General features: G+C 64.3%; 20 protein-coding genes. 14 read left to right on the forward strand and 6 right to left on the reverse strand.

The window, feature by feature from the left end:
- Nucleotides 1–78 precede the first annotated feature (78 nt).
- The 4 genes from B0G73_RS25965 (at nt 79) to B0G73_RS25980 (ending at nt 4,071) form a co-directional block, all read left to right on the forward strand.
- The gene (locus B0G73_RS25965) at nt 79–969 is read left to right on the forward strand and encodes a phosphoribosylaminoimidazolesuccinocarboxamide synthase (protein WP_012434235.1); all 891 of its coding nucleotides are present in this window, start codon (nt 79–81) and stop codon (nt 967–969) included.
- A 223-nt stretch (nt 970–1,192) separates the two neighbouring features.
- Entirely contained in the window at nt 1,193–1,711 is a 519-nt protein-coding gene (gene purE, locus B0G73_RS25970; protein ID WP_106284085.1) for a 5-(carboxyamino)imidazole ribonucleotide mutase, read from the forward strand.
- 112 nt (nt 1,712–1,823) lie between these two features.
- Entirely contained in the window at nt 1,824–3,020 is a 1,197-nt protein-coding gene (locus B0G73_RS25975) for a 5-(carboxyamino)imidazole ribonucleotide synthase (RefSeq protein ID WP_106284086.1), read from the forward strand.
- Between the two features lie 10 nt (nt 3,021–3,030).
- Complete coding sequence (locus tag B0G73_RS25980; RefSeq protein ID WP_106284087.1) at nt 3,031–4,071, forward strand: L-threonylcarbamoyladenylate synthase; 1,041 nt, start codon at nt 3,031–3,033, stop codon at nt 4,069–4,071.
- Between the two features lie 107 nt (nt 4,072–4,178).
- Here B0G73_RS25980 and B0G73_RS25985 read toward each other — a convergent pair whose 3' ends face one another.
- From B0G73_RS25985 to dacB, 3 genes are all read right to left on the reverse strand, one after another.
- Nucleotides 4,179–5,429: an SGNH/GDSL hydrolase family protein gene (locus B0G73_RS25985; protein ID WP_106284088.1), complete on the reverse strand. Its 1,251-nt coding sequence runs from the start codon at nt 5,427–5,429 to the stop codon at nt 4,179–4,181.
- Nucleotides 5,430–5,526: 97 nt separating this feature from the next.
- Nucleotides 5,527–6,489, reverse strand: a complete 963-nt coding sequence (locus B0G73_RS25990; protein ID WP_106284089.1) for a sterol desaturase family protein — start codon at nt 6,487–6,489, stop codon at nt 5,527–5,529.
- 188 nt (nt 6,490–6,677) lie between these two features.
- A complete protein-coding gene (gene dacB / locus B0G73_RS25995; RefSeq protein WP_106284133.1) occupies nt 6,678–8,429 on the reverse strand; it encodes a D-alanyl-D-alanine carboxypeptidase/D-alanyl-D-alanine-endopeptidase in 1,752 nt (583 codons plus the stop codon).
- A 222-nt stretch (nt 8,430–8,651) separates the two neighbouring features.
- Between dacB and B0G73_RS26000 the strand changes: the two genes are divergently transcribed.
- The 6 genes from B0G73_RS26000 (at nt 8,652) to B0G73_RS26025 (ending at nt 14,440) form a co-directional block, all read left to right on the forward strand.
- Complete coding sequence (locus B0G73_RS26000; protein WP_012434228.1) at nt 8,652–9,314, forward strand: response regulator; 663 nt, start codon at nt 8,652–8,654, stop codon at nt 9,312–9,314.
- Between the two features lie 4 nt (nt 9,315–9,318).
- On the forward strand, nt 9,319–10,620 hold the full coding sequence (locus tag B0G73_RS26005) for an ATP-binding protein (RefSeq protein WP_106284090.1): 1,302 nt from the start codon (nt 9,319–9,321) through the stop codon (nt 10,618–10,620).
- A gap of 156 nt (nt 10,621–10,776) precedes the next feature.
- Nucleotides 10,777–12,291, forward strand: coding sequence for a DegQ family serine endoprotease (locus B0G73_RS26010; RefSeq protein WP_106284091.1), 1,515 nt, complete (start codon nt 10,777–10,779; stop codon nt 12,289–12,291).
- Nucleotides 12,292–12,591: 300 nt separating this feature from the next.
- Nucleotides 12,592–13,089, forward strand: a complete 498-nt coding sequence (locus tag B0G73_RS26015) for a carboxypeptidase-like regulatory domain-containing protein (protein ID WP_106284092.1) — start codon at nt 12,592–12,594, stop codon at nt 13,087–13,089.
- 163 nt (nt 13,090–13,252) lie between these two features.
- Nucleotides 13,253–13,645 (forward strand): DUF427 domain-containing protein, encoded by a 393-nt coding sequence (locus B0G73_RS26020; RefSeq protein ID WP_106284093.1) that lies wholly within the window; start codon nt 13,253–13,255, stop codon nt 13,643–13,645.
- A 33-nt stretch (nt 13,646–13,678) separates the two neighbouring features.
- Nucleotides 13,679–14,440, forward strand: a complete 762-nt coding sequence (locus B0G73_RS26025; RefSeq protein ID WP_106284094.1) for a CoxG family protein — start codon at nt 13,679–13,681, stop codon at nt 14,438–14,440.
- 136 nt (nt 14,441–14,576) lie between these two features.
- Here the strand turns inward: B0G73_RS26025 and B0G73_RS26030 are convergent, their stop codons facing one another.
- Complete coding sequence (locus B0G73_RS26030) at nt 14,577–15,584, reverse strand: helix-turn-helix domain-containing protein (protein WP_106284095.1); 1,008 nt, start codon at nt 15,582–15,584, stop codon at nt 14,577–14,579.
- Between the two features lie 167 nt (nt 15,585–15,751).
- Between B0G73_RS26030 and B0G73_RS26035 the strand changes: the two genes are divergently transcribed.
- Entirely contained in the window at nt 15,752–16,384 is a 633-nt protein-coding gene (locus B0G73_RS26035; RefSeq protein ID WP_106284096.1) for a cysteine hydrolase family protein, read from the forward strand.
- A 152-nt stretch (nt 16,385–16,536) separates the two neighbouring features.
- Here the strand turns inward: B0G73_RS26035 and B0G73_RS26040 are convergent, their stop codons facing one another.
- The gene (locus B0G73_RS26040; protein WP_106284097.1) at nt 16,537–17,196 is read right to left on the reverse strand and encodes a TetR family transcriptional regulator; all 660 of its coding nucleotides are present in this window, start codon (nt 17,194–17,196) and stop codon (nt 16,537–16,539) included.
- A gap of 429 nt (nt 17,197–17,625) precedes the next feature.
- Here B0G73_RS26040 and B0G73_RS26045 point away from each other — a divergent pair, with 429 nt between their 5' ends.
- From B0G73_RS26045 to B0G73_RS26055, 3 genes are read left to right on the forward strand one after another with little or no spacing between them, the layout of a single operon-like run.
- Nucleotides 17,626–18,858 carry an efflux RND transporter periplasmic adaptor subunit gene (locus B0G73_RS26045; protein WP_106284098.1) on the forward strand — a complete coding sequence of 411 codons (1,233 nt, stop codon included), beginning with the start codon at nt 17,626–17,628 and terminating at the stop codon, nt 18,856–18,858.
- An 18-nt stretch (nt 18,859–18,876) separates the two neighbouring features.
- Nucleotides 18,877–22,095 (forward strand): efflux RND transporter permease subunit, encoded by a 3,219-nt coding sequence (locus tag B0G73_RS26050; RefSeq protein WP_106284099.1) that lies wholly within the window; start codon nt 18,877–18,879, stop codon nt 22,093–22,095.
- A 1-nt stretch (nt 22,096) separates the two neighbouring features.
- A complete protein-coding gene (locus B0G73_RS26055; RefSeq protein WP_106284100.1) occupies nt 22,097–23,674 on the forward strand; it encodes an efflux transporter outer membrane subunit in 1,578 nt (525 codons plus the stop codon).
- A 162-nt stretch (nt 23,675–23,836) separates the two neighbouring features.
- On the opposite strand, the gene B0G73_RS26060 is transcribed toward B0G73_RS26055, so the two are convergent.
- Nucleotides 23,837–25,246 (reverse strand): nucleobase:cation symporter-2 family protein, encoded by a 1,410-nt coding sequence (locus B0G73_RS26060; RefSeq protein ID WP_106284101.1) that lies wholly within the window; start codon nt 25,244–25,246, stop codon nt 23,837–23,839.
- Between the last annotated feature and the right edge of the window lie 50 nt (nt 25,247–25,296).

Genomic DNA, 25,296 nt, shown 5'->3' on the forward strand with positions numbered 1-25,296 from the left:
TTCCCGCATCATCCGGGGAACGGCGTTTCCCTTTTGTTCCGGTCACACTTTTTGCCTCACTTTTAGCGAACCACGACGATGTCTACCCTCTACGAATCCACGCTCCGCTCGCTGCCGCTGCTCGGCCGCGGTAAAGTCCGCGACAACTATGCGGTGGGCAACGACCAGTTGCTGATCGTCACGACCGACCGTCTGTCGGCGTTCGACGTCATCATGGGCGAGCCGATTCCGAATAAGGGACGCGTGCTCAACGAAATGGCGAACTTCTGGTTCGAGAAACTGAAGCATGTGGTGCCGAACCACCTGACGGGCGTCGCGCCCGAGTCCGTCGTGGCGGCGGACGAGGTCGAGCAGGTCAAGGGCCGCGCGGTTGTCGTCAAGCGCCTTGAGCCGATCCTCGTCGAAGCCGTGGTGCGCGGCTATCTGGCCGGCAGCGGCTGGAAAGACTACCAGGCCACCGGTTCGGTGTGCGGCGTGGAACTGCCGCCGGGTCTGCAAAACGCGCAGAAGCTGCCTGAGCCGATCTTTACGCCGGCAGCCAAGGCCGAAATGGGCCATCACGACGAAAACATCACGTACAACGAGATGGAGCGCCGCATCGGCACCGAACTGTCGGCCACGATCCGCGACATCTCGATCAAGCTGTACAAGGAAGCGGCCGACTACGCGGCCACGCGCGGCATCATCATCGCGGATACGAAGTTCGAGTTCGGTCTGGACAATCACGGCAAGCTGTATCTGATGGACGAGGCGCTGACCGCGGATTCGTCGCGCTTCTGGCCGGCCGACCAGTATCAGGTCGGCACCAACCCGCCGTCGTTCGACAAGCAGTTCGTGCGCGACTGGCTCGAAACCCAGCCGTGGAAGAAAGAGCCGCCGGCGCCGAAGCTGCCGGACGACGTGGTCACGAAGACGGGCGAGAAGTATCAGGAAGCGCTCGAACGCCTGACCGGACATAAGCTCGCCTGATTGCGCGCAGCGCTTGGCGCGCGCGAGAAAGCGCGGGCCGCCGTGGCTTGCCCGCTCCCGAGGAAGCCGTCTCTGCAACCACGGCCTCGCCGGGCGGCGCGAAGCGACGACTTTGTGGCGCTTCTAACCGGGCGCCGGGCCGCTGCTAACTATTCCGCTCCGCCGGGGCGTCTGGCGCGAAGCGACAGGGCCGGGCGCTCTCAAGAAACAAGGAAGCCGTAAGATGAGTGAAGCACAAACCGCCCATACGCATGGCGCGCCGGTTATCGGCGTGCTGATGGGCTCCAGTTCCGACTGGGAAGTCATGAAGAACGCCGTGGCGATTCTGCAGGAATTCGGCGTGCCCTACGAAGCGAAGGTCGTATCGGCGCACCGCATGCCCGACGAAATGTTCGCCTATGCTGAAAGCGCGCGCGAGCGCGGCATTCGCGCGATCATCGCGGGTGCGGGCGGCGCGGCGCATCTGCCGGGCATGCTGGCCGCCAAGACCACGGTGCCGGTGCTCGGCGTGCCGGTGGCGAGCAAGTACCTGAAGGGCGTCGATTCGTTGCATTCGATCGTGCAGATGCCCAAGGGCGTGCCGGTCGCCACATTTGCGATCGGCGAAGCGGGCGCGGCGAACGCGGCGCTCTTCGCGGTGTCGCTCCTGAGCGGCACGAGCGACGAGTACGCGCAGAAGCTGGCTGCGTTCCGCGTGCGCCAGAACGAAGCGGCTCACGCCATGGTGTTGCCGGCGCTGTAAGCGCACGAACCGATTGCTTGAAGACGTCCCCTGTCCGACCCCCGGCCGGGTGCCTGACATCGCATTGCACGCACGCATTGCACACAGCACCCGGCCGCGACCGACCACTAAGATGAACCCAGACAACATACCGGTTTCACCGATTCTGCCCGGCGCATGGCTTGGCATGGTCGGTGGCGGCCAGCTCGGCCGCATGTTCTGTTTCGCCGCTCAGGCCATGGGCTATCGCGTTGCCGTGCTCGATCCGGACGAAAGCAGTCCGGCGGGCGCCGTCGCCGATCGCCACTTGCGCGCGGCTTACGACGACGAAGCTTCGCTGACCGAACTGGCGCGGCTGTGCGCGGCGGTGTCGACTGAATTCGAGAACGTGCCGGCCGCGAGTCTCGACTTCCTCGCGCGGACTACGTTCGTGAGTCCGGCCGGGCGCTGCGTCGCCGTAGCCCAGGACCGTATTGCCGAGAAGCGTTTTATCGCGTCGTCGGGCGTGACGGTGGCGCCGCACGTGGTGATCGAATCGTCGGATGCGCTGGCCGCGCTCGACGATGCGAAGCTGGAAGCCGTGCTGCCGGGTATTCTCAAGACCGCCCGCATGGGCTACGACGGCAAAGGCCAGATTCGCGTGCGCAACGCCGAGGAAGTGCGCGAGGCGCATGCTTCGCTGGCCGGCGTACCGTGCGTGCTGGAAAAGCGTTTGCCGTTGAAGTTCGAAGTGTCCGCGCTGATCGCGCGGGCGGCGAGCGGCGCGTCGGTGGTTTATCCGCTCGCGCAGAACACGCATCGCGACGGCGTGCTGTCGCACACCATCGTCCCGGCGCCCGATGCGAGCCCCACGCTCGTCCAGCAGGCGCAACAGGCTGCGCTGCAAATCGCCGACAAGCTCGGTTACGTCGGCGTGCTGTGCGTCGAGTTCTTCATTCTCGAAGACGGTTCGCTGGTGGCCAATGAAATGGCGCCGCGCCCGCACAATTCCGGCCACTACACCGTCGACGCCTGCGCGACCAGCCAGTTCGAGCAACAGGTGCGCGCCATGACCGGCATGCCGCTCGGCGACACGCGCCAGCATTCGCCGGCTGTCATGCTGAACATTCTCGGCGACGTCTGGTTTCCGGACGGTCCGAAGCGCGCCGCCGTCACGCCGCCGTGGCATGAAGTCGCCGCCATGCCGGCAGCCCGTCTGCATCTGTACGGTAAGGAAGAGGCACGATGCGGCCGCAAGATGGGCCACGTGAACTTCACGGCTGCCACGCTCGAAGAAGCGCGCACGGCGGGACGCGATTGCGCGCGGCTTCTGCACATCATCACGAGCTGACGCGAGCATCATGCCGGATCAACCGAAACACGCCGAAGCCGCAATGCCGGTGAGCGCCGCGCAGATCGAACACGCGGCGGCGCTGCTCGACGCGGGCAGCCTGGTCGCGTTTCCCACGGAGACGGTCTACGGTCTCGGCGGCGACGCCGAAAGTCCCGACGCCGTCGCGCGCATTTACGCGGCGAAGGGCAGGCCGGCGAATCATCCGGTGATCGTGCATCTCGCGCCGCAAGGCGACCCGAACTATTGGGTCGAGCATTTGCCTGCGGAGGCGCAGCGGTTGATCGACGCGTTCTGGCCGGGTCCGCTCACGTTAATTCTGAAGCGCGCCGCGCGCATTCCGGCGGCGGTGAGCGGCGGCCAGGATTCGGTGGGATTGCGCTGCCCGTCGCATCCGGTCGCGCAAGCGTTGCTCGAGGCGTTCAATGCATTGCGCGGCGGACACGGCGGCGTTGCTGCGCCGTCTGCGAACCGGTTCGGACATGTGAGCCCGACTACGGCGCAACACGTGCGCGACGAGTTCTGCGACACGATTCATGTGCTGGACGGCGGCGCGTCGGATGTCGGTATCGAATCGACCATTCTGGATTTGTCGCGCGGCTTTCCGGCGTTGTTGAGACCGGGGCGTGTAACACCGCAAGACATCGCCGACGTGCTCGGCGAGGCGCCGCGTTTGCCCGACGGCTCGGACGCGACTGCGCCGCGGGCTTCCGGCACGTTGAAGGCGCATTACGCGCCGCGCACGCCGCTGGCGCTGTTGCCGTTCGTCGCGCTGGAGCCTTTGCTTGCCGCGCGGCAAGCGGATGAGCGCGTGGCGTTGGTGGCGCGTGCGTCTCGAGCCGGACCTTGGGCCGATGCCGAAGGCGTGCATTTCATCGCGGCGCCTGAAGATCCGCATGTCTACGCGCGTGAATTGTATGGCTTGCTGCGGGCGCTGGATCGCGCGAACGTGACGCGGATTCTGATCGAGAAGCTGCCGGATACGATTGAGTGGATCGCAGTGAATGACCGGCTTGGCCGGGCGGCCGCCGCGTTCGAAGCGCAAGGATAATGCCGGCAGCACGGCTGCATCAGCCGCCGGGCCTCTCATTCACCACAGCAAAGAAAAACGGCGGATCGAGCCTCGATCCGCCGTTTTGCCTGCAACGTCTCGCCTGCTTACTTCCCCAACCCCGTCGCAGCGATCTGCTGCTGCACGTACTGCGCGAACAACGCGTGCAAATGCGTGCTCGGGTGCACCGTATCCGCGAACATATAGGTCTGGTCAGCGCCAGCCACCGTATAAGTCTGCGGCGAGCAGAACAGCGACTGGCCGAACTGGGCGCCGTACTGAGCCGGCGTCAGCCCGTTCGTCGCGCTCGGATTGGCGGTGGCGTATGCGGTTGCGTTGGCCTGCATCGACGTGAGGTTACACGCCGTGCCGGTGTTCGACACCGTGAAGCCCAGCGCCTTGTAGTTCGGCAATTGCTGATCGATCCAGGTGAACGCGTCGGCCACGATGACCTTGCCCGTACCCACCAGGCCGAGAGCCGTCAGGTTCTGCACCAGCAGATAGTTATACGCCGCGGTAATGCCGGACAGCAGCGCAGCTGTGCCCGGCGTGCTTGCGTTGGCGGCGACGCCGAGCGGCGTGTTGCCGATGTCCGGCACCGTCGACACCACCACGTGAGTCGCGCCCGAGCCGACGATCTTCTGGACTTGCGCCGCGAGCTGCGTGGCGGCCTGCGCGATCTGCGGATTGGGCAACTTCTGCAGGTAGCCGACGATGAACGCCACTTGGCCCGCTTGCGAGTTAGGCAGTGTGCCGGCTTGCACGAGCAGCGGGTATTGCGTCTGTAGCGCGGCGCCCAGCGCCGTCAGATTGGCGGTAGTCCCCGCGAACTGGAAGATGTCGTTCGCGCCGCCGTTGATCAGCACGAGTTGGTTCGGATTGAAGCTCGCATGCGCGCCCAGGTAGTTGGCCACCTGGGTCACGACCGGCACGGTCGTCGCGGCCATGTTGTTGGGCGCCCAACCCTGGCCTTGAGCATTGACGACGTCCGAGCCGCCTTGCGCATAGCCCAGGCCACCCGTTGCGACCAGCGGCTGGCCGAAGCCGCCGAGGTAGGCCGGCGTCAACGTGTCGCCGTAATACTCAGCGACCTTCTGGGTCCACACTTCACCCGGGTTCGTCGTGAAGCGGCCGCCGCCGAAGCTCCCCTGAATGACCGGCGAGTACGTGCCGACATCCGACAAGCTGTCGCCGAACGACACGACCTGCAACTTGACTCCGCCCGCAGGCGTGCTGCTGGCGTTGTTGTTATTGTCGCTCCCCCCGCCGCAAGCCGCGAGCAGAGCGAATGCCGTGCTGGCCATGGCGATCTGCGTGACACGCAGCCAATGTTGTTTCCGCGATGCTGTTTGCTTCATGTTGACGACATCTCCTCGTATGTATGTGTGGCCCTTTGCCATGTGTTGCAGGCAGCGCCCACCGCTTAGGCGGCGTGACGACAGCTTACAGAATCTTCTACGGCCTGCGTGGTGTTTGAAACGCGGCCGTATGGTCTTGCTTCGCGCGCGTAGCCTCGCTCGAATATTCACCTGAGTCCATGCGCGCTCCCGATGAACCGGCGGCGCGCCGCGCATGATAATCCGCCGCCCACGCGGGCGGCGCAAACAGCGCGCGCAGTTTGTTGCGCCCGCCTCGCACGCTCGCGAAGTCGGCGGCCATCGACGCCCATTCGTGAAACGTCGCCTTCAGCGGGTTGTACGTGTGAAGCGGCTCGACAATGCCGTACACCGGCGCATCGCGCAAATCTTCCTCGACGTAGCTGCCGAACAGGCGATCCCAGATCACCAGCACGCCGGCGTAGTTGCGGTCGATATAGCGGTCGTTGCGCGCGTGATGCACGCGATGAATCGACGGCGTATTGAACACGTTTTCGAGCCAGCCGAGTTTGCCGATGGCCTGCGTATGCACGAAAAACTCAAAGCCGAGATTGATCAGCACGATCGCGACGATCTGCTTCGGCGGAAAGCCGAGCACGGCGAGCGGCGTCCAGAACAGCCACATGCCCGCGACCGGATACATCAGGCTCTGACGGAACGCGGTCGAAAAATTCATGCGCTCCGACGAGTGATGCACGACATGCGCGGCCCACAGCCAGCGCACGCGATGACTACAACGGTGGAACACGTAGTAGAGCAGATCCTGCGCGATGAACAGCACGGCAAACGAGACCCAGCCCGCCTGCCATGTGTAGATGCGATAGTGATCGTAGAAGAACGCGTAGACCGGAATGATGGCGAGCCACGCGAGCTTGTCGGCGGCTTGCTGCATCAGCGCGAGCGCGGCGTTGCAGAGCGTGTCGCGCCAGCTATAGAGTTGCGCGCCCGGTAGCGTGCGCCGCAGGTGCCACGCCTCCCAGCCGATGCATGCGAGAAAGACCGGCGCCATGGCGAGCAGCAGCAATTCGGCATCGAATTGCATTGTGTCTTCCTCCGTGGTCCCTGGCCGCCGCGCTGTGCGCAGCGGATGTTGTCGTTTTTGTTCGAGCGGGACCGTAATCGATGCACCGCCCCGGCGCCACGTCCAGCGTATTACGCGCGCCTCAAACACTGCCCGACAGCGTACACGCTTGAGCACGTTGCCGCGCGCGGCTTCGCTAGAAGGAACACTCAGTGAGCGCCACGCGCGTGCGGGTTTTTCCTGGGCTTGATGCTGCGCGGTTCGACGACCGGATCGGACACCTTGGTGAAGCCCTGCGACGGTCCTTGATACACCCATTCGAGCAGCGCGTCGTGCGCGGCGCGCGCGGCTTCCGAATGCGGATCGTTGATGAGGCTGACCACCACGTAACTGTTACCGTCCGCCGAGGCCACATAGCCCGCGATTGCCCGAACGTCGCGCAAGGTGCCCGTCTTGATGTGCGCATTGCCGCCCGCGCCCTGGTTGGTCAAGCGGTTGCGCATGGTGCCGTCGACGCCCGCGATCGGCAGCGACTCCACGAAGACCTGCGCGACCGGACTCGCGTTGGCCCGCTGCAATAGATCGGCGAGCGAGAGCGCGGTGACATGCTCGTCGCGCGAGAGGCCCGAGCCGTTATCGAGCGTCAGATATTCCATGTCCACGCTGTCGCGGCGCAGAAACGCCTGGATTGCGCGCGCCGATTTGGCGGTCGTCGCGGGCCCTTTTTCCTCGGCGGCGCCGATCGTCAGGAACAGGTTGCGCGCCATCGTGTTGTTGCTGAACTTGTTGATGTCGCGAACGATATCGGACAGCACCGGCCCCTGATGCGTCGCCACCAGTTTCGCGCCGACGGGCACCGCGCCTTCGCGCGTCGCGCCGCTGAACGTGCCGCCGGTTTGCTGCCAGAGCGCGAGAAAACCGCCCGCGAAAAACGCCGAGTGATCGAGTACCGCGACGTTGATCGTGCGCGGGCCGCAGCGCATCGAATAGTCGCCGCTGAACGAGGCCACGACGGTGCCGTTCGGTTGCGGCGTGACAGTGGGCGACACTGAGGCCGCGTCGCCGCGGCACGGGCCGTTCACCGCGTGCATCTGGTTGTCGATCTGCAACTGCGCGAGCGCGGGCAGCACGTCGATCGCGACGCTGCCGTCGGGCGACGGCGTCAGCGTGAACGACAGCGATTTGAATGCGTACAGCAGTGGATCGGGGCCGACGTTGTACGGCGCGCTGGCGTCGTCGTCGAACGGCGGTAGGTCGCGCGTGGACGCATCGAAGTAGCGCTTGTCGAGCACCAGTGCGCCGTCGATGCCGTTGATGCCGTTGATGCCGGCCTTATGGATCTTCTGCACGAGATCGATCAGTTCTTCCGGCACGAGCTTCGGGTCGCCCGTGCCCTGAATGTAGAGATTGCCGTGCAGCACGCCGTTGGCATCGACGTTGCCGTCCGCGTAGGCGCTCGTGCGCCAGCGGTAGTCCGGGCCAAGTATCGACAAGCCCGAGTAGGTGGTGACGAGTTTCATCGTCGAGGCGGGCATCATCGGCTTACCGGCGTTCAGTGCGAGGATCGGCGTGCGATCGCCGACTTTCTCCACGACCACGCTGATCGACGACAAGGGCACGTGCGCGCGCTGCAAGCCCTGCATCACCGACTGCGGCAAGACCGTGGTGACGTTGACGCTCGGACGCGTGGCCTTGGCGCGAGCCTGCGCGACTAGCGGCAGCGATGCGCCGCAGCCGAGCGCGGCGCAGGCGACGAGCCATGTCACGGCGCGCGGCGCGAACCGGCGCGGCAGATGCATGGTGGAAGCGGGTGTTATGGCCGAAGCTGCGCGAACCACGCCATAGAACGGCTCAGCGAGTGTGCCTGGAGCGGCGGAAGCAGAAGCGGATCGCGTACGCAGCGCGACATGACGAACATACTTGATGCGGCGTGCAAGAGAAACCAGAAAAGCGTGCGTCATGGACGGGCGAAAAAGCAAAATGTCAGAGCGTGGGGCACGCGGCAATCCCGGCGGCGCCGATGGATCGCGTTGGCGCGCGGATGCAAAACGCCGGCCGCGCGAAGCAAAGCGCCCATTGTAGAGAGTTGCCGCCAGGCTGCGGTGGAAAATGCGCCACGCGGCGCGCATGCAGGGAGCGGGCGCTAGAATGCGGCATCATCGAACGATTCGGAACGGATAACCATGCGCATCTTGCTAGTCGAAGACGACCGGATGATTGCCGAAGGCGTGCGCAAGGCGCTGCGCGGCGAAGGCTTCGCGGTCGACTGGGTGGAAGACGGCGAAGCTGCACTCAGCGCGGCGGGCAGCCAGCCTTACGATCTCGTGCTGCTCGACCTGGGCCTGCCCAAACGCGACGGCCTCGACGTGCTGCGCACGCTGCGCGCGCGCGGCCACGCGCTGCCGGTGCTGATCGTCACCGCACGCGACGCCGTGGCGGATCGTGTCAAAGGCCTCGACGCCGGCGCCGACGATTACCTCGTCAAACCTTTCGATCTCGACGAACTCGGTGCCCGCATGCGCGCATTGATCCGGCGTCAGTCCGGGCGCAGCGATTCGACCATTCGCCACGGCAACCTGACGCTCGATCCCGCCTCGCATCAGGTCACGCTCGACGGCGCGCCGGTCGCGTTGTCGGCGCGAGAATTCGCGCTGCTCGAAGCGCTGCTTGCGCGTCCCGGCGCCGTGCTCTCGAAGAGCCAGCTCGAAGAAAAAATGTACGGCTGGGGCGAGGAGATCGGCAGCAACACCGTCGAGGTCTACATTCACGCGCTGCGCAAGAAGCTCGGCGCGGAACTGATCCGCAACGTGCGCGGTCTGGGCTACATGATCGCGAAGGACGCCTGAGCCGATGCGTTCGATTCGCCGTCAATTGCTGGTCTGGCTGCTGGCGCTGGTGTTGCTCGGCGTCGGCATTGCGGGTTGGCTGATTTACCGGCAAGCGCTTGCCGAAGCCAACGAACTTTTCGATTATCAACTGGAGCAGATCGCCGCGGCGCTGCCGTCGGAACCGTTCTCGCAAGTGCTCGGTTCGCGCGACACCGGCGACGAAGGCATCGTGCTGCAGATCTGGAATCGCAACGGCGTGCTGATGTACTACTCGCGTCCGCGTGCGCCGCTCGCGCCGCGCGCCGAACTCGGGTTTTCGACCGAGCACACGGATCGCGGCGAGTGGCGCGTGTATGGCGCGATCGTCGGCGATAACGTCGTGCAACTGGCGCAGCCGATTTCCGTGCGCAACCGGCTCGCCGCGAATGTCGCGCTGCGTACGCTGTGGCCGTTGATCGTGCTGCTGCCGTTGCTGGGGCTCGCGGTGTGGGTGGTTATCGGACGCGGACTCAGGCCATTGCGGCGCGTGACCAGCGCGCTCGACGCGCGTCATCCCGAAGCGCTCGATCCTTTGCCGGATCAGCGCTTGCCGCTCGAAGTGCAGCCGCTCGTGCGCGCGCTGAACGGACTGCTCGAACGGCTCGCCACTGCACTTGATATTCAGAAAGCATTCGTCGCCGACGCCGCGCATGAATTGCGCACGCCGCTCGCCGCCGTGCAGATTCAGGCGCAGCTGGTGGCGCGCGCGAAGGACGATAGCGCACGCAGCGAAGCGCTCGCCGATCTGCAAGCCGGCGTGACGCGCGCCACGCGTCTTGCGGAACAGCTATTGGCGCTGGCGCGTTCTGAACCGGACGGCCTCGCGGCCACCGACGCGATCGATCTGCGCGCGCTGCTGCAAGAGTGCGTGGTGGCTTACGCGCCGCTTGCGCTCGATCGCGGCGTCGATCTCGGCATCGAGGCGACCGAATCCGCCACCGTGATCGGCGATGCCGACGCGTTGCGCGTGATGTTCAACAATCTCGTGGATAACGCAACCAAGTACACGCCACGCGGCGGACGTGTGGACGTCAGCCTGCATGTCGAAGAGGGACACCCGGTCGTGCGGATCGCCGACAGCGGGCCGGGGATCGAGCCGGCCGAACGCGATCGCGTGTTCGATCGTTTCTATCGCGCGGGCGCCGGCGCGAATCGCGTCCGTACCGACGTGGCGGGCACCGGTCTCGGTCTGGCGATCGTGCGCCGCATCGCCGTGCAGCATCATGCCGCCGTATCGCTCGACGAGTCGCCGGCGGGCGGCTTGCAGGTGAGCGTGCGATTTTGAAGGCAAGGCTTTCTGTTCGTAAAGAGACTTAAAGAGGGCTTAAACAGGCCTAAATAGCTGGATGGAAGCGATCTGTCGCTGCTTAAGACTCTTTTAAGCGATGCCACGTACGCTTCGAGACATCCAAAGTCTCTTTCTCCCAGTCAGGAGTACACGATGAACGCGAAAACCTTGTCCCGCAGCGCTGTTGCAATCGCCGTCGCCGTAGCGCTTTCCGCCGGTTATGTGGCGGGGCATCGCGACGTGCCCGCGCCGCAGGTGATCTCGCCGGCGCAAGCCGCGATGATGCCCGCTGAAGCCGCCGCCAAAACCGGCATTCCCGACTTCTCGGGCCTTGTCGAAACCTACGGTCCGGCCGTGGTGAACATCAGCGCGAAGCACGTCGTCAAGCAGACGGCGCTGCGCGGCAATCCGGGCAACGGCGGCGGCAATCAGTTGCCGATCGATCCGAGTGATCCGTTCTACCAGTTCTATAAGCATTTCTTCGGCGGCATGCCCGGCATGCAAGGCGGCGGCGACGGCGGCGATGCGACCGATCAGCCGAGCGCGAGCCTGGGCTCGGGATTCATCGTCAGCAATGACGGCTATATCCTGACTAACGCGCACGTGGTGGACGGCGCGAACGTCGTCACCGTGAAGCTGACCGACAAGCGCGAGTTCAAGGCCAAGGTGGTGGGCGCCGACAAGCAGTCCGACGTCGCCGTGCTGAAGATCGACGCGAGCAATCTGCCGACCGTGAAGATCGGTGATCCGCGCCAGAGCAAGGTCGGCCAGTGGGTCGTCGCGATCGGCTCGCCTTACGGTTTCGACAACACGGTGACCTCGGGCATCATCAGCGCGAAGTCGCGCTCGTTGCCGAACGAAAACTACACGCCGTTCATTCAGACCGACGTGCCGGTGAACCCAGGCAACTCGGGCGGACCGCTGTTCAATCTGCAAGGCGAAGTGATCGGTATCAACTCGATGATCTATTCGCAGACGGGCGGCTTCCAGGGCCTTTCGTTCGCCATCCCGATCAATGAGGCGATCAAGGTCAAGGACGACATCGTCAAGACCGGCCACGTGAGCCGCGGCCGTCTCGGCGTGGCGGTGCAGGGCATGGACCAGACGCTCGCCAATTCGTTCGGCATGCAGAAGCCGCAGGGCGCGCTGGTCAGCTCGGTCGATCCGGGCGGCCCGGCGGCCAAGGCCGGCTTGCAGCCGGGCGACGTGATCCTGTCGGTAAACGGCGAACCGGTCAGCGACTCGTCCGATCTGCCGGCGCAGGTCGCGGGTCTGGCGCCGGGCAGTTCGGCAACCGTGCAGGTCTGGCGCGACAAGGCCACCAAAGACCTCAAAGTGACCATCGGCTCGTTGTCGGATGCGAAGGTCGCTTCGGGCAAGGCCGATCAGCCGACCCAGTTGCAAGGCCGGCTCGGTGTGGCGGTGCGGCCGCTGACGCCGGAAGAGAAGAGCGGCGCGTCGGTTTCGCACGGTCTGCTCGTGCAGCAATCGGGCGGCGCGGCGGAAAGCGCCGGCATTCAGCCGGGCGACGTGATTCTGGCGGTCAACGGCCGGCCCATTTCGAGCGTCGATCAACTGAAACAGATAATCGCCGGCGCCGGCAACAGCATCGCGTTGCTGATCCAGCGCGACAACTCGCAGATCTTCGTACCGGTGGATCTCGGCTGATTCCTCGCGAGAGCGGACGGCATAGCCGCTCGTCCGGTTGGAAGTTTGACCGACGCTGCGGCTAATCTCACCGCGAGTTGAAGTAATGCTTGCCGGTCCGTTGCATTTACTGCCGGCGGACCGGCAATTTTTATTGGACCTTTGCATCGAAGAAGGGCGCCGTGCGCCAACGGGCGTGGCGCATGGCGGTTTCCGTATGACGCGGCCGGCGGCTTGGCACGCAGGTTGCGTCTGCCTTGATCCGGGCCCATCGCGGGAAACCGGAGAAGCAGGCATAGGACTTCAACAAGGAGCGAACCGATGAAAACCCAACGCAATCAGCGAAGGATCGTAGCCGCCGCGGTCGCCGCAGCGCTCACGCTCGGTCTGGCGGGTGGCGCATACGCACAGCAGGCAAGCGATACGACCGGCGGCACGACCACCGATCAAACCAGCGCGGGCAACGCCAATGGCGGCGGCCTGCCGCAAATCCAGCAGCAAGGCGACGTCTCGTTCGTGTCGGGCGGCGTCGGTCTGGACGAATCGAAGGCATTGCAACAGGCGCAAAGCCAGTGGCCGCTGTCGCTGCGCTTTACGGGCCCGGGTTCCGACTTTCTCGCCGACGTTCATGTGCGTCTGGTCGACGCGCACAACGGCGAGGTGCTGAGCACCACGTCGCGCGGGCCGTATATGCTGGTCAAAGTGCGCCCGGGGCGCTACACGGTGCACGCTCAATACAAGGACCGCGACCAGTCCAAATCGGTGACGATCCCGGCCAAGGGGACTGCGAAGGCCGCGTTCTACTGGAACACGCAGTAAGACGCGCAGTAAGCCCGGCGCCGTTCCGGGCGGCGGTGTGGTTAGCGCCGCACTGCCTGCAGGAAGGTTGCGCAATCGGCCGGACTTTGGCCGATAATGAAGCCACGGGCACCCCCCGTGGCTTTACTGTTTGCACGACCGCACATCATCACGGAGCCGAGACATGAGCGATGCCTTGACATCTCACGGGAGCCCGGACGCGAGCGCAGGCGCGCACACCATCGTGATCACCGGCAACAGCCACCGGGTGCGGATGATCCACGGCGGCGTCACCATGGCCGATACGCAGGCGGGACTGACATTGTCGGAAACCGGTCTGGCGGACGTGTTCTATTTCCCGCGCTCGGACGTGAACATGGCCCGGCTCGAACGCTCGACGCACACCACGCACTGCCCGTTCAAGGGCGACGCGTCGTATTTCCATCTGCGCACGGAAGACGGCCTGATCGAGAACGCCGTGTGGAGTTACGAAACGCCGCTCGAATCGGCGATGAAGATCAAAGGGTATCTCGCGTTTTACGCATCGCGCGTCGACCGCATCGATCAGACGTCCTGATCCCGCTGTCGCGCGTTCATCGGGGAGGCTGGCATGGAACTGAACGACGCGTTACGGATTCCACTTGCGCCGTCCGACGTCTGGGAAGCGTTGCAGGATCTCGCGCTACTGCGCGCCAGCCTCGACAACTGCGAGTCGTTCACCCGCCTCGCGCACGGCGAGTACGAGCTGATCATGACCGTGCCGCTCGGTCCGCTGCGCGCGCGCTATCAGGCGCGTGCCCACGTGGCCGGCCAGGACTCCGGTCCGGCGGATGCGCAGCGCCGCACCATCAATTTCAAAGCGCGGGCCGAGGGCATCGGCGCGTTGCGCGGCCAGATCGAAGTACGCTTGCGCGCGGACGAAAGCGCGCACGCCGCCGACAGGGAGCGCAGCACGCGGATCGATTACACCATCTGGGCGACCTCGTCGGGCCCGCTCGCGGAACTGCCGACGCGTCAACTCGAAAACGCGCTGCATCAACTGGCCGACGACTTTTTTACGGAGTTCGATGCTGTCGTGCGCGCGAAGCACGGGCAAGGTCCGAATCGCGCCCGGGGTTCGGCGGTGCGCCGCCAGCATGTGTTTCTGCGGCCGATCACGCTCGGCAGCATGGCGCGGCGAGTAAGGTCGGATCACGGCAATGCGCTGCCTGGGCGCGCGGCCAGCGCGTCGCACGGAGCCGCGCATGGTGTGTCGCACGGGGTTCCGCATCACGAGCCGAGTCCTCACGCGGTCCCGAACTGGGCTTGGGCCGCGATGATTTTTCTGGTCGCGCTGCTGTTGTATGTCGCGCGCTGGATCAGCGAGCATTGATTCTGGCAGGTGCCTGTCGTAGCGGCGGCGCAAGCGCGGCGGGCAGCGCCGCTGTCGTGTCCACGCGACTACGAAATTCCGGTGACCTGCTACGAAACGTCGTCAGCCGAGCAGCGCCGCGCTCGCGCGTGCACACTCACACGCCACGAAACTCCCTTCGCCATGCCGACGGCGATGTGCGAAACGCCTCCGCGAAATGTTGCCGCAACGAAGCGGCCGAACCGAAGCCCGCGATTCCCGCGATCGCTTCCACCGGCTCGTCGGTGCTTTTGAGCAATTGCTGCGCGCGAGCCAGCCGCTGCGCGAGCAGCCACGCGCCGACAGTCGTGCCCGTGGCGAGCCGGAAGCGTCGCGTGAAGGTGCGGCGGCTCATCAGCGCGCGCCCGGCCAGCGTGTCGAGCGTATGCGGCAACGTCAGATTGCCGCTCACCCAGTCGAGCAGATCCGACAGCCGGTCGCCGCGCACATTCGGCGGCATCGGCTGCTGAACGTATTGCGCCTGGCCCCCTTGCCGATGCGGGGGCACCACCAGCCGGCGCGCGACGTGATTGGCCACTGCAGTGCCGCACAGTTTGCGCATCACATGCAAACAGCAGTCGAGGCCCGCCGCCGTGCCGGCCGAGGTCAGCACATTGCCGTCGTCGACATAGAGCACGTTCGGGTCGAGGCGCACGCGCGGGTAGCGTCGCGCGAAGTCGTCGGCCCACGCCCAGTGCGTCGACGCCGGACGGTCGTCGAGGATGCCGGCGGCTGCCAGCACGAAAGCGCCCAGGCAAAGCCCGACCAGTTGCGCGCCGCGCGCGTGGGCGGCGCGGAGTGCGTCGAGCAGCGCCGCGGGCGGTGTTTCGGCCGGGTCGCGCCAGCTTGGCACGATGATCGTGTCGGCGTCGGCGAGCGCTTCCAGTCCATGCGTGACGGCGATCGAAAAGCCGGCGGTGGTGGTCAGCGCGCCCGTTTCGGCGGCGCAGACGCGGAAGTCGAACTCCGGCACGCCGCCGCCACTGCGGTCTTCGCCGAACACCACGCACGGCACCGAAAGATGGAACGGACTAATGCGATCGAACGCGACCACCGCGACGATGTGACGGAGCGGTTCGCCGCGAGTCGTGAGAGAGGAAACGGAGGTAGAAGCGGGCGTGGCCATCAGTCATCTCATGAATTCCGACGATGGCCCGATTCTAGCGAATCTTGTCATTCGGGTCGCTGTCGGGAAATTGGCCGTGAGGGAACAATGCAGTCATCCCCGCAGCTCGTTCCGAGTCCAGACTGGACCCGCCCGCGCCGCCCCTTTACAGACCAAGGAGTCTTGCCATGACCACACCGCGCCGTGCGCTGATCGTTATCGATGTGCAGAACGAATACGTGACCGGCGATCTGCCGATCGAATATCCGGACGTGCAAAGCTCGCTCGCCCATATCGGCCGCGCGATGGATGCGGCCCGGGCCGCCGGCGTGCCGGTGGTGGTCGTGCAAAACTTCGCGCCGGCCAGCTCGCCGCTATTCGCGCGTGGCAGCAGCGGCGCGGAGCTGCATCCGGTGGTGGGCGAGCGGGCTCGCGATCACTACGTCGAAAAGTCGCTGCCGAGCGCTTTTACCGGCACCGACCTGGCCGACTGGCTCGCCGCGCGCCAGATCGACACGCTGACGGTTGTCGGCTACATGACGCACAACTGCGACGCGTCGACCATCAATCACGCGGTTCACTCGGGGCTGACCGTCGAGTTCCTGCATGACGCGACGGGTTCTGTGCCGTGTCAGAACAGCGCGGGTTTCGCCAGCGCGCAGGACATCCATCGGGTGTTCAGCGTGGTGCTGCAGTCGCGTTTCGCGGCGGTGGCGAGCACGGACGAGTGGATCGCGGCGGTGCGGAGCGGGACGCCTTTGGAGCGGGACAATATCTATGCGTCGAATCAGAAGGCAAGGGCCACGCGGACCGCGGCGTAGAGATCGCGTCGAGCGCTGCTATATAGAATGCGGTTCGGCCGGGTAGAACAAAGCGGCGGATGCGGCATCACGCATGCTGTGCATGAAAACAAAGGCGGCGGGTTGCTCACCCGTCCGCCTTTTTTCGTCCGCCGCTTCCGTCAGGCGATCGACTAACCGCCGCCGCTCCGCTGCGCATGCCCATTACGCAGAGCCGGGCTCAGCTTCAGTGCGTCGAACATGCCTTCGACCATCTGCACGGCATGGGCGCCGAAATCCGTGGCGTCGGGCAAAAACAGCATGTCGCGCAGCGAACCGCTGACGAACGCATGCACCATCGCCGCCGCCAGCTTCGTGTCCAGATCCGCGGGCAGTTGCCCTTTGGAGATGGCATTGCGCAGACCGCCCTGGATTTTCTGAAGTCCTTCGCGCATGTTGGTCTGATAGCGGACCATCACCGGACCCATTTCCTCGACCAGCTCGCATTTCAGAAACAGGATGTCGAACACGCGCCGGCGACGCGGGTCGTTGGCGGTGTCGCGCAGACAGACTGTGCAGATTTCCATCAGACGTCCGAGCGGATCGGGTTCGTTGGGATCTTGCGAGGCGGCCTTGAGTTCGTCCAGCGGCAGCAGCACGCGGTCGAACATTTCCGTGAACAGATCGCTCTTATGTGCGAAGTGCCAATAGATGGCACCGCGTGTGACGCCGGCGGCCTGCGCGATATCGGCAAGCGACGTGCGCGATACGCCTTTCTCGAAGAAAACCCGTTCGGCCGCGTCGAGAATACTGTTGCGCGTCTCCTGCGCCTCTTCTTTGGTTCTTCTGACCATGTTGGAATGACCTGCCCTGATTGTGGGGTTTTCCCGGGCGTTTTTAAGTACGCCCGATGACAATCCGTCTACCGTTGACCGAATTGCGAAGCAATCTTGCAAGTCCCCAGCCAGCAAGAGATATAAACGCACTTTTACATGCATTCGTGAATGTATATATAATAGCATCCCACGATCGGATAGCCCAAGCCGTGACGAAACGTTAATATCCGTCACTGTTGCCTTTCAAACGCTCTTCGCGCCGTGCCCGGACGGGCGGCGCCGTGCGGCATTTCCCCGGTATGGCGCATTTCACTCAGGGTGCCCTGCAGGTTCGGTGTGCGTCCGCGGGTGTCCGGTCAAGCGTCGCAAGACGCATGTGTGCGCTGTCGTCCCCGGGGTAGGGATGCGCGCACTTTTTCATTCTCAGTCTTTGACAGAGGTCGCTCCATGCGCGTCGAACGGGTTCCATTCCGCTTAATCAGTGCCGCGACGGCTGCCGTATTGCTGGCAGCGTGCGGACCAAAACAATCTGCCCCGCCGCAACAAACGCCGGAAGTCGGCGTCGTCACTGTTCAGCCGACGGCCGTGCCCGTCGTCACCGAATTGCCCGGCCGCACCAGTGCCTTCCTCGTGGCGCAAGTGCGCGCGCGGGTCGACGGCATCGTGCTGCGCCGCGAGTTCACGGAAGGCAGTCAGGTCAAAGCGGGACAACGCCTGTACAAGATCGATCCGGCGCCGTACATCGCCACGCTGAATAACGCCAAGGCGAGCCTGGCGAAGGCGCAGGCCAACCTCGTGTCGGTCACTGCGCAAGCGAACCGTTACAAGGTGCTGGTGGCGGCCAATGCGGTCAGCAAGCAGGACTACGACAACGCCGTCGCCTCGCAAGGGCAGGCTGTGGCCGACGTCGCCGCGGGCAAGGCGGCAGTGGACACGGCGCAGATCAACCTCGGCTATACGGATGTGGTTTCGCCGGTGAGCGGCCAGGTCGGCATTTCGCAGGTCACGCCGGGCGCCTACGTGCAGGCGAGCGCCGCCACCTTGATGGCCACCGTGCAGACACTGGATCCGGTCTATGTGGACCTGACGCAATCGAGCCTCGACGGGCTGAAGCTGCGCCGCGACATGCAGGAAGGACGTCTGAAGACGACCGGGCCGGACGCCGCCAAGGTCTCGCTGATTCTCGAAGACGGTCGCACCTATTCGGAGAAGGGCAAGCTGCAGTTCACCGACGTGACGGTCGACCAGGGCACCGGTTCGGTCACCGTGCGCGCGATCTTCAAGAATACCGACAAGGTGCTGCTGCCAGGCATGTTCGTGCGCGCGCGCATCGAAGAAGGCGTCAACGAAAGCGCGCTCGTGGTGCCGCAAGTCGGCATCACGCACGACCAGAAGGGGCAGCCGACCGCGCTGGTCGTCGGTAACGACAACAAGGTGGTGTTGCGTCAGCTGGTCACCTCGGGCACGTACGGTTCGAACTGGGTGGTCGAAAGCGGCCTGAATCCGGGCGACCGCGTCATCGTGCAGGGCACCGACAAGGCGAAACCCGGCATGCAGGTCAAGACCGTCGCCGCGCAACTTCCCGCCACACCCGCTTCCGGCGCTGCTGCTCAAAGCGCGCCGGCCGCCAGCGGTGCTGCGCAGACGGCACAACCTGCCTCCGCTGCATCGGGCGCGTAATAACAGGGAGCCCGCCTCATGGCAAAGTTCTTCATTGATCGCCCGATTTTTGCATGGGTGATCGCCATTATTCTGATGCTCGCGGGCATCGCGTCGGTGTTCACATTGCCGATCGCGCAGTACCCGACCATCGCGCCGCCGGCCGTGCAGATCAGCGCAACGTACCCGGGCGCATCGGCGAAGACGGTGGAAAACACCGTCACGCAGGTGATCGAGCAGCAGATGAGTGGTCTCGACCATTTGCTGTATCTGTCGTCCACGTCGGACGACTCGGGTACGGCAACCATCACGCTGACGTTCGCGGCCGGCACCAATCCTGACATCGCGCAGGTGCAGGTGCAGAACAAGCTGCAGCTCGCCACGCCGCTGTTGCCGCAAGCCGTGCAGCAGTTGGGCACCAAGGTCACGAAGTCGAGCAGCAGCTTCTTGCTGGTGATGGCCTTCGTGTCCGAAGACGGCAGCATGAACAAGTACGACCTGGCGAACTACGTCGCGTCGAACATTCAGGATCCGGTGAGCCGTATCGACGGCGTGGGTACGGTGACGCTGTTCGGTTCGCAGTACGCCATGCGGATCTGGCTGGACGCGAACAAGCTGACCAACTTCGGCCTCACGCCGGTGGATGTGGAAACCGCGTTGCAAGCGCAGAACGTGCAGGTCGCGGGCGGTTCGCTCGGCGGCACGCCTTCCGTGCCGGGTCAGGTGCTGCAGGCCACTATCACGGAAGCCACGCTGCTCAATACGCCTGAACAGTTCGGCAACGTGCTGCTGAAGGTGAACCAGGACGGCTCGCGCGTTCGCATCAAGGACGTGGCCCGTATCGAACTCGGCGGCGAAAACTACAACTTCGACACCAAGTACAACGGCCAGCCCACGGCGGGCTTCGGTATTCAGCTCGCTACCGGCGCGAATGCGCTGGCTACCGCGAAGGCGGTGCGCGCGAAGGTCGCCGAACTGTCGAAGTACTTCCCGCACGGTCTGGTGGTGCAGTACCCGTACGACACCACGCCGTTCGTGCGTCTGTCGATCGAAGAAGTGGTCAAGACGCTGCTCGAAGGTATCGTGCTGGTGTTCCTGGTCATGTACCTGTTCCTGCAAAACCTGCGCGCCACGCTGATCCCGACGATCGCTGTGCCGGTGGTGCTGCTGGGCACGTTCGCGATCATGGGTCTGGTGGGCTTCTCGATCAACACGCTGTCCATGTTCGGGCTCGTGCTGGCGATCGGCTTGCTGGTGGACGATGCGATCGTGGTGGTGGAAAACGTCGAGCGGGTGATGCAGGAGGAGGGTTTATCGCCTCGCGACGCAACCCGCAAGGCGATGGATCAGATTACCGGCGCGCTGGTCGGCGTGGCGCTCGTGCTCTCGGCGGTGTTCGTGCCGGTGGCGTTCTCGGGCGGTTCGGTCGGCGCAATTTACCGGCAGTTCTCGCTGACGATCGTGGCGGCCATGGTGCTGTCCGTGCTGGTCGCGTTGATTCTGACGCCGGCATTGTGCGCGACGATTCTCAAGCCGGTTGAACCGGGGCACCAGGAAAAAACCACTGGTTTCTTCGGCTGGTTCAACCGCACCTTCAACAGGAGCCGCGACAAGTATCACTCGGGCGTGCACCACGTGATCAAGCGCTCGGGCCGTTGGCTGATCATCTATATGGTGGTGATTTTCGCGGTCGGCCTGCTGTTCGTGAAGTTGCCCAAGTCGTTCCTGCCTGACGAAGACCAGGGCACGATGTTCGTGCTGGTGCAAACGCCGTCGGGCTCGACGCAGGAAACCACGGCGCGCGCGTTGAAGGACGTGTCCGACTATCTGCTCAACACCGAGAAGAGCATTGTCGAATCGACCTTTACCGTGAACGGCTTCAGCTTCGCCGGTCGCGGCCAGAATGCGGGTCTCGTGTTCGTGCGGATGAAGGATTACTCGCAACGTCAGCATAGCGATCAGAAGGTGCAGGCGCTGGTGGGCCGTCTCTTCATGCACTTCGGCAGCTACAAGAACGCGCTGGTGTATCCGGTGAATCCGCCGTCGATTCCTGAACTCGGCACGGCTGCGGGCTTCGACTTCGAATTGCAGGATCGCGCCGGCGTCGGTCACGCAAAGCTGATGGAAGCACGCAATATGTTGCTGGGCATGGCGGCGAAAGATCCGACGCTGGCTCAGGTGCGTCCGAACGGCCTGAACGACACGCCGCAGTTCAAGGTGGATATCGACCACGAGAAAGCTTCGGCGCTTGGTGTGTCGCTGTCCGCGATCGACCAGACGTTCTCGATCGCGTGGGCGTCGCAGTACGTGAACAACTTCCTCGATACCGACGGCCGGATCAAGAAGGTGTATCTGCAAGGCGATGCGCCGTTCCGCATGACGCCGGAAGACCTGAACGCCTGGTACGTGCGTAACACCGCGGGTGGCATGGTGCCGTTCTCGTCGTTCGCGAGCGGCTCGTGGACCTACGGTTCGCCGAAGCTGGAGCGCTACAACGGTATTTCCGCGGTGGAAATCCAGGGCGCGGCGGCACCGGGCAAGTCGACCGGTCAGGCCATGACAGCCATGGAAGCGCTCGTGGCGAAGCTGCCGGCCGGCGTGGGCTACGAGTGGACGGGCCTGTCGTTGCAGGAACGCCAGTCCGGTTCGCAGGCGCCGATTCTGTACGGCATCTCGATCCTCGTCGTGTTCCTGTGTCTCGCGGCACTGTATGAAAGCTGGTCGATTCCGTTCTCGGTGATCATGGTGGTGCCGCTCGGCGTGATCGGCGCACTGCTGGCCGCTACGCTGCGTGGACTCGAGAACGACGTGTTCTTCCAGGTGGGTCTGTTGACCACGGTGGGTCTGTCGGCGAAGAACGCGATTCTGATCGTGGAATTCGCCCGCGAGCTGCAGCAGGGTGAGGGCATGGGGCCGATCGAGGCCGCGCTGGAAGCAGCGCGTCTGCGGTTGCGTCCGATTCTGATGACCTCGCTCGCGTTCATTCTCGGCGTGATGCCGCTCGCGATCAGTAACGGCGCGGGTTCGGCGAGCCAGCACGCGATCGGTACCGGCGTGATCGGCGGGATGTTGACGGCGACCTTCCTCGCGATTTTCATGATCCCGATGTTCTTCGTCGTGATCCGCGCGAAATTCGGCGGTGAGAAGGAAGACCCGGATGAGGCGCTCGCACACTACAACCAGCACCATCCGCATGACGGCCAGGGCGGCGCTTCGGCCGGGTCGACGGATCAAGGCTCGGGCAAGGACGGACATTGAGATGCAAAAACACTCTCTGATTGCAGTGGCGGTCGCGCTGTTCGCCGCGGGGTGCACGATGGCGCCGAAGTACGAGCGTCCGGCTCCGCCCACGACGAGCACCTTCCCGACCGGCGGCGTGTACGACACGCAACCGGGCGCGACCCAGCCGGGCGCGAGCCAGACAGACGCGACCCAGGCGGGCAAGCAACCGCCCGGCGCGACAAATGCTGCGCGCAGCGCCAACGGCCTGGCCGCGGCGGATATCGGCTGGCGCGATTTCTTCGTCGATCCGCGCATGCAGCGGTTGATCGAGATCGCGCTGAAGAACAACCGCGACCTGCGCGTGTCGGTGCTTAACATGCAGGCCTCGGCGGCGCAGTACCGGATCGTTCGCGCCGGGCTGTTCCCCACGCTCGACGCCGCGGCTTCGCAAAGCAAGCAACGCACGCCGAAGGATCTGTCGTTCTCGGGGCAGACGATTACCAACACGTATTCGGTCGGCTTGAACGCGTCGTGGGAAATCGACTTCTTCGGGCGGATTCAGAGCCTGAAGGACCAGGCGTTGGCGCAATACCTGGCCACGGCTCAGGCGCGCAAGGCGGCGGAAATCTCGCTGGTCTCGCAGGTGGCGACCCAGTACATGACCGTGCTCGAGCTCGACGACCTGTTGAAAGTCACGCAGAACACGCTGAAGACCTCGCAGGAATCGTATCGGATCGCCAAGTTGCAGTTCGACAACGGCACCGGTTCGGAGCTGGATCTGCGTCAATCGCAAACCGTGGTCGAGCAGGCTCAGGCCAACCTGCAGCAGCAGCTGCGTCTGCGGGCGCAAGCGGATAACGCGCTCGTGCTGTTGATCGGCGAGCCGTTGCCGGACGATCTGCCGCCGGGCATGACGCTAGACAACCAGAATCTCCTCACGGATATTCCGGCGGGTCTGCCGTCGGATCTGCTGACGCGTCGTCCGGACATCATGGAGGCCGAAGAGAATCTGCTGGCCGCCAATGCGAACATCGGCGCGGCGCGCGCGGCGTTCTTCCCGAAGGTCTCGCTGACCGGCAGCTTCGGTACGCTCAGCCCGTCGCTCGGCGGTCTGTTCAAGCCGGGTTCGGCGGCGTGGAGCTTCGCGCCGTCGATCACGTTGCCGATCTTCGAGGGCGGACAGAATCTCGCCAACCTCGATCTCGCGAACATCCAGAAGAAAGTCCAGATCGCCACGTATGAAAAAGCGATCCAGTCGGCCTTCCGCGATGTGGCCGACGCCCTGGCGGCGCGTGGCACGTACGATCAGCAGATCCAGGCATTGGAGCGCAATACCTTTGCCGAACAGCGCCGGCTGGATCTGTCGAACCTGCGTTATACGAATGGTGTCGACAGCTATCTGACGGTGCTGACCGCGCAGACCGATCTGTATTCGTCGCAGCAGTTGCTGGTCACCGCCCGCATGCAACGTCTGCAGAACCTCGTGACGTTGTATCAGGTGCTCGGCGGCGGCTGGATCGAACACAACGGCGAGCAGCCGCGTCCGGCCGATGCACCGGTCGACTACGGTGCGGCGAGCGCGCCGGTGGCGGCTTCGGGGGCCACGGCGGGCTAGAATTGCTCGTTGTCCCAGGCGCGTAGAGCGGTTTCAGTTTCAGCAGAAACCGCCTCGCGCAGCCCGCCATGAAAAAAACGCCACGGCATGCCGTGGCGTTTTTTTATCCGCAGCGCTTGCGCGATCTCTCGTTCGCACAAGCGCTCGAGTGTTGCGCGCCGTTCAGTGCACGTCCGCCGCGCGCAGCATGTCATCGCCGCGCGGTTCGTTGCCGCCGCGTCCGTCGAAATCATGCCCGGCGCTGCGAATTTCGCACTGCGCCTTTTTCTCGCTCTTTACGCCGTTGAAGATCAGATTCAGCACGACCGCCGACACCGAAGCCAGCAGAATTCCGCTATGCAGCAGCGGCGAGAGCGCCGGCGGCAGCTTCGAGAAGAAGTGCGGCGACACCACCGGCACGAGACCCAGGCCGATACTGACCGCGACGATGAACAGGTTGTGATGGTTCTTCACGAAGTCGACCTTCGACAGCACCTTGATGCCGTTCGCCGCGACCATGCCGAACATCACGATGCCCGCGCCGCCGAGCACGAAAGCCGGCACCGACGCGACCACTTGCGCCATCTTCGGGAACAGGCCCAGCAGCACGAGGATCACGCCGCCCATCGCGCAGACAAAGCGGCTCTTCACGCCGGTCACGCCGATCAGGCCGACGTTCTGGGAGAACGAGGTGTGCGGGAACGAGTTGAAGATACCGCCGATCAACGTGCCCAGGCCGTCGACGCGCAAGCCGCGCACCAGCGTCTTCTGATCGACCGGACGATCCACCATGTCGCCGACCGCGAGGAACATGCCGGTCGATTCGATGAAGGTGACGAACATCACGGTGACCATCGTCGCGATCGACAGCGGATCGAAGTGCGGCAGGCCGAAGTGGAACGGCATGACGAAGCCGACCCACGGCGCGTGCGTGACGCCTTCCATGTTGACGCGGCCGATGGCCAGCGCGATCACAAAGCCGGCGACAATGCCGAGCAGCACCGAGATATTGGCAAGGAAACCCTTGGCGAATTTGTTGATCAGCAGAATCAGCATCAGCACGGTCAGCGAGAGGCCGAGATAGATCGGATTGCCGTAATCCGGATTGCCCACACCGCCGGCCGCCCAGTTGATGCCGACTTCCATCAGCGACAAACCGATCACCGAAATCACCACGCCGATCACGACCGGCGGGAAGAAGCGCAGCAATTTGCCGACCGCGGGCGCGAGCAGGATCCCGACCACACCGGCCGCAATCGTGGAGCCGAAGATGTCGAGAATGCCGAGCGAGGGATTGGTGCCGATCGCGACCATCGGACCGACGGCCGCGAACGTGCAGCCCATGATGACCGGCAGACGGATGCCGAAAATCCACAGACCGAGCGTCTGGATCAGCGTGGCGATGCCGCAGGAAAACAGATCGGCGCTGATCAGGAACGCGATCTGGTCTTTCGGCAATTTGAGCGCAGCGCCGATGATCAGCGGTACTGCGACCGCACCGGCATACATCACCAGAACGTGCTGGATGCCGAGCGTGAGCAACTGGCCTGCGGGCAGTCGTTCGTCGCACGGGTGAACCGTGTTCGATTGCATATTGTCTGTCTCCACCATCTGAGTTTTTGGGATGACTCCAAGGTATCGGG

The sequence above is a fragment of the Paraburkholderia sp. BL25I1N1 genome, assembly GCF_003002025.1.
Lineage (GTDB): Bacteria > Pseudomonadota > Gammaproteobacteria > Burkholderiales > Burkholderiaceae > Paraburkholderia.

Bases quoted from the DNA above. Each gene is read 5' to 3' on its own strand.
- B0G73_RS25990 (WP_106284089.1), bottom strand. From the start codon at position 6,489: ATGCAATTCGATGCCGAATTGCTGCTGCTCGCCATGGCGCCGGTCTTT.
- B0G73_RS26040 (WP_106284097.1), bottom strand. From the start codon at position 17,196: ATGGTCAGAAGAACCAAAGAAGAGGCGCAGGAGACGCGCAACAGTATT.
- B0G73_RS26025 (WP_106284094.1), top strand. From the start codon at position 13,679: ATGGAACTGAACGACGCGTTACGGATTCCACTTGCGCCGTCCGACGTC.
- B0G73_RS25965 (WP_012434235.1), top strand. From the start codon at position 79: ATGTCTACCCTCTACGAATCCACGCTCCGCTCGCTGCCGCTGCTCGGC.
- B0G73_RS26005 (WP_106284090.1), top strand. From the start codon at position 9,319: ATGCGTTCGATTCGCCGTCAATTGCTGGTCTGGCTGCTGGCGCTGGTG.
- B0G73_RS26035 (WP_106284096.1), top strand. From the start codon at position 15,752: ATGACCACACCGCGCCGTGCGCTGATCGTTATCGATGTGCAGAACGAA.
- dacB (WP_106284133.1), bottom strand. From the start codon at position 8,429: ATGACGCACGCTTTTCTGGTTTCTCTTGCACGCCGCATCAAGTATGTT.
- B0G73_RS26055 (WP_106284100.1), top strand. From the start codon at position 22,097: ATGCAAAAACACTCTCTGATTGCAGTGGCGGTCGCGCTGTTCGCCGCG.
- B0G73_RS26030 (WP_106284095.1), bottom strand. From the start codon at position 15,584: ATGGCCACGCCCGCTTCTACCTCCGTTTCCTCTCTCACGACTCGCGGC.
- B0G73_RS25975 (WP_106284086.1), top strand. From the start codon at position 1,824: ATGAACCCAGACAACATACCGGTTTCACCGATTCTGCCCGGCGCATGG.
- B0G73_RS26015 (WP_106284092.1), top strand. From the start codon at position 12,592: ATGAAAACCCAACGCAATCAGCGAAGGATCGTAGCCGCCGCGGTCGCC.
- B0G73_RS26010 (WP_106284091.1), top strand. From the start codon at position 10,777: ATGAACGCGAAAACCTTGTCCCGCAGCGCTGTTGCAATCGCCGTCGCC.
- B0G73_RS25980 (WP_106284087.1), top strand. From the start codon at position 3,031: ATGCCGGATCAACCGAAACACGCCGAAGCCGCAATGCCGGTGAGCGCC.
- B0G73_RS26020 (WP_106284093.1), top strand. From the start codon at position 13,253: ATGAGCGATGCCTTGACATCTCACGGGAGCCCGGACGCGAGCGCAGGC.
- B0G73_RS26050 (WP_106284099.1), top strand. From the start codon at position 18,877: ATGGCAAAGTTCTTCATTGATCGCCCGATTTTTGCATGGGTGATCGCC.
- B0G73_RS26060 (WP_106284101.1), bottom strand. From the start codon at position 25,246: ATGCAATCGAACACGGTTCACCCGTGCGACGAACGACTGCCCGCAGGC.
- purE (WP_106284085.1), top strand. From the start codon at position 1,193: ATGAGTGAAGCACAAACCGCCCATACGCATGGCGCGCCGGTTATCGGC.
- B0G73_RS26045 (WP_106284098.1), top strand. From the start codon at position 17,626: ATGCGCGTCGAACGGGTTCCATTCCGCTTAATCAGTGCCGCGACGGCT.
- B0G73_RS26000 (WP_012434228.1), top strand. From the start codon at position 8,652: ATGCGCATCTTGCTAGTCGAAGACGACCGGATGATTGCCGAAGGCGTG.
- B0G73_RS25985 (WP_106284088.1), bottom strand. From the start codon at position 5,429: ATGAAGCAAACAGCATCGCGGAAACAACATTGGCTGCGTGTCACGCAG.